This window comes from Rhizobium sp. BR 317 (assembly GCF_047445835.1).
Classification (GTDB): domain Bacteria; phylum Pseudomonadota; class Alphaproteobacteria; order Rhizobiales; family Rhizobiaceae; genus Rhizobium; species Rhizobium paranaense.
Genome location: NZ_JARWLB010000073.1, coordinates 1 through 2,992 on the forward strand (window position 1 = coordinate 1; position 2,992 = coordinate 2,992).

Below are 2,992 nucleotides of genomic sequence, written 5' to 3' on the forward strand. Positions count from 1 at the left end.
CATTCTCGCCATGGGAGTGGGCTTGTTCCTCCCGCCGTTCGGCGTCGGTTATTATGCCGCCTGTGCAATCGGCCGTGTGAACCCGGTGGAAGGCATAAAGCCGCTGTGGGGGTACATGATCGCCCTGCTTCTCGGGCTTGCGATCGTCGCAGCGGTGCCCTGGATCTCGATCGGCTTCCTATGACGTGCGACCGTAGGCGGCCGGTAGAGAAGTCGGCCATTCTACGGTCGTAACCATGTCGGATAAGGCGGAATGCCGGGCTGGCAACGCGCTTCAGAAGCATGCTGCTGGCTCCGCAATATGCCCGGGAAGAAATGTAGCGCCCACCCKAAGATCGTTACGTCCTCGCGGTTTTCCGTGGCTTCTTCCTCAGGAGCGGTGCGCTCTTCGAGGGAAGAGGTAACATCTATCCTCCGAGCGCTTAATGAACACCGTTGGCGACCTGACGCAGAGCCACTCACATAACAATGAGGCAGCCAAGGCGATCCACGATAATCTTGCCKATATTCGGATGCGAGCCGCGTCCCGCAGTCAGGGAGCCAAKAGTTCTTTCGAACTCACCGAAAGCCAACGAGATCTGATGGCCGGACCAACGCGGTACCCCGAAACCGGTTGTTTCGATTGATGAATCGCAGGTCGGAGCGAGATCATTTGTTGAGCGATGCTCATTGAAATGGACTTGCAATTCAATTGTCCTAGACCTGCCACTTGATACCTTTCCGATGCAGACAAAGCCGAAATCCGTCGCAAGACAAGCGCGGTCTGCAGACGCATTTTTACAAATGGGGAGGAGTGAAATGGGAAATGAACGTTTCGAGATCGACCGCCGCAACTTACTATTGGCAKGGGGAGCTGCTTTGAGTGGAGCCGTTTTGGGTGCGAACAGTGTAGCGGCTCACGCTGGGGCGAGCCCCGTTTCCGGGGCACAAGCTCCGGACTTTTATCGATTTGCCATTGGGGACGCCCAGGTAACCATCGTATCAKACGGCCCACTTCCGCTCGGCGACCCGACACAAAGCTTTCTCGGCGTCCCTGCCGACGAGATAAKATCCATGCTAAACCACAGCTTCCTGCCCACGGATGAGGTCGTTCTCGCTCAGAACGCACCTGTCGTAAACATCGGTGGCAAGCTGATTTTGTTCGACACGGGGATGGGATCGCTTAAGCAATTTGGCCCGACGACTGGCCGTCTCAAGTCTTGCTTGGCCGCCGCGAATATTGCGCTGGAAGATATTGACGCTGTCGTCTGTTCGCATGCTCATTGGGACCACGTCGGCGGAATCTGGGGCGACGACGGGAAACCAACGTTTCCAAATGCCCAGGTGTACATCAGCCAAACCGACTACGATTTCTGKACCGACGAGAAAAAACTTGGAGGCGATCTCAACGGTCTAGTTAAAGCCGCGATCCACAACCTCAAACCCGTGCGGGACCGCATGGTTTTTTTCCAGGACGAACAAGAGTTTCTTCCTGGTATTCATGCCATTAGCGCTCCTGGACACACACTCGGCCATAGCTGCTTTATGATTRAGTCAGCAGGAAAGACAATGTGCTATGRCGGCGACCTCACTCATCATCCTGTGCTTCTGTTCGAAAAGCCTTTGATGGAATTTGCGTTCGATACMGATCCCAAACTGTCAGCTCAATCGCGTGTGCGCATTCTGAAAATGCTGGCCTCCAATAGAATACCCTTCATGTCCTACCACTTCCCATGGCCGGGCTACGGGCACGTTGGCATAGCGGGAGAGGGCTTCGCGTATTTTCCTGAGCCACTACATCTTAGCCTGTTGGACTGAGTGGTAGAGAAGGGCGCGAGGGCAATGCCTTCGCGTCAATCCTATCCGGAGGGCAGTCGAACGAAATMATCACATGGCGGAAGTTACGCAACAAGCAATGTGCGCCTTCATCGCGTTGCTAGACATCAAGTCACGCGGGAACGCCAACTGAAATCAAGAGCGATCGGCGGACCGCACCTAAAGGCAATTCCTGATCGGAAACATATCCTCGCCGTAGTGGTGAAGCCTTGTGTGATGCCGTCGGCATAACCAGCGCACCTTTAAAGGGTCGTCGTATTGATCATGATGGGCGTCGACCGTTTCAATCCCGCAGACCTCACATGTTTGCTTTTCCAGGTCGCCTGCCTTTACGGCTCGCTGTACAGCAAGATGAGCATCATATTTCGCTGGATTAGCACKGCGCCAATTTGCTTGGCGGGTGTCGGTTTTCAGCATCGCCGCATCCTGTGCCTGTAATTTTGCGCTCTCGACCGATAGATACCTGGAGAGGGCTGCAGGCTCAAGTTTCCGCACAGAGCGACGGCGTCTGTCCGTGGCTCCGCGTCCGAAAACAAGATTTCGCATTGCCAGGAATGATCAGGGTTGGGCCATCGAGATCCAAGTTTGCTGCCCGCAATCTTCGCACGGTGGATACGATATCGCTCGTGTCGATCGGTGCTCCCGATCGTAGCGCGCTGGATGACTAAGCTTGAAATTTCTGCTCGATACATATGTCCTGAAGGAGATCGGTCGAGCCGAATTGCACGAGAATGTGGCAGCCCTCGATACGATTGACGATTCCGATCTCGCGACAAGCGTGAGCTCAGTTCGAGAGACTGCGAAAGGCATCAAAAAAATTGTAGGACCGACGCTGTCGCGAACGTGTCCGCCAACGCTTCCGACGCCATCTTCGCCGCCTATGAAGGTCGGTATCCTTCCTGTCGATGACAATATCGCCCGTCTTGAGCCATTCTTTCACTCATTCACCGAGCTTCACCGCACTGCGCTCATTTTAGGACTCAACCACCACCAAACGTAGTCTTTGATTCTCTGCACGATTAGAGCGCTAAGACAGCGCCCTTTTGCGTGACAGTTCCACTCAAACGGATGTCGGTGGCCGAGAACCCAGCCATAACTGCAAATCCCCCCGTCTCTATCCGCCAGCACCGCTCGGTCGTGTCGAAGAAGGCAAATGTTCGGGCGTCAAGAATGAAAC

General features: G+C 54.7%; 4 protein-coding genes. 3 read left to right on the plus strand and 1 reads right to left on the minus strand.

Annotation, left to right across the window (positions count from 1 at the left end):
- Positions 1-184, plus strand: a 184-nt coding sequence (locus QD357_RS31625) for a TRAP transporter large permease subunit (protein WP_414125921.1), incomplete at its 5' end; no start/stop codon positions are given.
- A 614-nt stretch (positions 185-798) separates the two neighbouring features.
- Entirely contained in the window at positions 799-1,797 is a 999-nt protein-coding gene (locus tag QD357_RS31630) for an MBL fold metallo-hydrolase (protein ID WP_414125922.1), read from the plus strand.
- 177 nt (positions 1,798-1,974) lie between these two features.
- Here QD357_RS31630 and QD357_RS31635 read toward each other — a convergent pair whose 3' ends face one another.
- A complete protein-coding gene (locus tag QD357_RS31635) occupies positions 1,975-2,232 on the minus strand; it encodes a hypothetical protein (protein ID WP_414125923.1) in 258 nt (85 codons plus the stop codon).
- Positions 2,233-2,485: 253 nt separating this feature from the next.
- Here QD357_RS31635 and QD357_RS31640 point away from each other — a divergent pair, with 253 nt between their 5' ends.
- On the plus strand, positions 2,486-2,815 hold the full coding sequence (locus tag QD357_RS31640) for a hypothetical protein (protein ID WP_004130061.1): 330 nt from the start codon (positions 2,486-2,488) through the stop codon (positions 2,813-2,815).
- The last annotated feature ends 177 nt before the right edge of the window (positions 2,816-2,992 follow it).